This window comes from Thiolapillus sp. (genome assembly GCF_048562965.1).
In the GTDB taxonomy this organism is placed as follows: domain Bacteria; phylum Pseudomonadota; class Gammaproteobacteria; order Chromatiales; family Chromatiaceae; genus Thiolapillus; species Thiolapillus brandeum_A.
This window is the reverse complement of record NZ_JBHNMF010000793.1, coordinates 1-1,360: the sequence shown is the minus strand read 5'-3', so window position 1 is coordinate 1,360 and position 1,360 is coordinate 1. Positions and strand designations below refer to the sequence as shown.

Annotated in this window: 1 protein-coding gene; it reads left to right on the top strand. The window is 51.5% G+C overall.

Features of this window, described 5'->3' with window-relative positions; all coding sequences use genetic code 11:
• The first annotated feature begins 193 nt into the window (after positions 1 to 193).
• A complete protein-coding gene (locus ACOCD2_RS20130; protein WP_419625963.1) occupies positions 194 to 850 on the top strand; it encodes a PaeR7I family type II restriction endonuclease in 657 nt (218 codons plus the stop codon).
• Positions 851 to 1,360: the final 510 nt, after the last annotated feature.

Sequence of the window (1,360 nt, the reverse complement as noted above, 5' to 3'; positions counted from 1 at the left end):
CAGGATGCAGCAATCAGCGTATAGAACAAGCTCTAACGGGCAGTATGAACAAAATAGCAACTTTATTTCACCCGAAAATATACGGTGGAACAATGTTGCTTACTCTAAACTCTAGTTATCGAATTATGATGCGAAAGCCAAAGAAGCGGTAAAAGCCTTCTGGGGAAATCGAGAGCAAGCACGTAACAAACAGATCGAGTCAGGCAAAGCCGACCAGGGGGAGCGTGCAGGTGTAACCGCCGGTAAAAACATGGACGGCTTCATTGCTCTGGTCAAAGATATTGTTCATGCAAACGGACTGGAACATGCGGACATTCATCTGGAACGACGGGTTCTCACCCTGCCTGGTTATTTCCGTCCGACAAAGCTATGGGATCTATTGGTAATGAATGAGGGCCGGTTAATAGCCGCCCTCGAATTCAAAAGCCAGGTTGGGCCGTCTTTCGGCAACAACTTCAATAACCGGACCGAAGAGGCTATCGGTACTGCGCATGATTTATGGACAGGATACCGGGAAGGAGCTTTCGGTGAACAGATGAGGCCGTTTGTGGGTTGGCTGATGCTGCTTGAGGATGCGCCGAAATCGCGTTCGCCGGTCAAGGATCAGTCACCGCATTTTCCGGTATTCAAGGAATTTAAGAACGCAAGCTATGCTGAGAGATACAACATCCTATGTCGAAAGCTTATGCAAGAACAACTATATACCGTCGCCTCCGTCATAGTATCTCCACGTGAGGCAGTTGAGACAGGGGAGCATGGGGAGCTGTCAGAGATGACCGGTTTGCGCTCCTTCATCAGCGAACTGGCCGGGCACATTGCGGCGGAAGCAGCCAGAACATGGATGGTCTGAATCGGTGTTTGTCAAGATACTTGTGTGTGCCGCAGCAATGCGAATCGGTTGGCAGGGAGCTGACAGTGCAGCATGAGAAGCTGCTGAAGTGATGGAGAAACCGACCCTCCGGAGCCTGCCTGCAGGGGCCGGCTTCAAACCGCCCTCGAACGGCATTGGCTAATTTGATTACCCACGATATTCAGCCGCGCATACAGAAATTGGACGTAACTACTCACCCCTAAGACTGAGTACAAGCCTGCCTCGATGGATCTACAATCGCTTTTTCATGTCTGTAGAGGCTTGATATCATAGCGCGCCGAGTCTATGCTATTGACCCAACACATCGAATGGATCAACAGCCATGGGCCGTTATTTTGGATCGAAGGCGACCTCCGGACTGTGCCAGCACATCATCGCCCTGATGCCGCCACACGACACCTATATTGAGACCCACCTGGGCGGCGGGGCGATCATGAAGCGTAAGCCCCCAGCACTGCACAATATTGGCATTGACCTCAACCCGCGGGC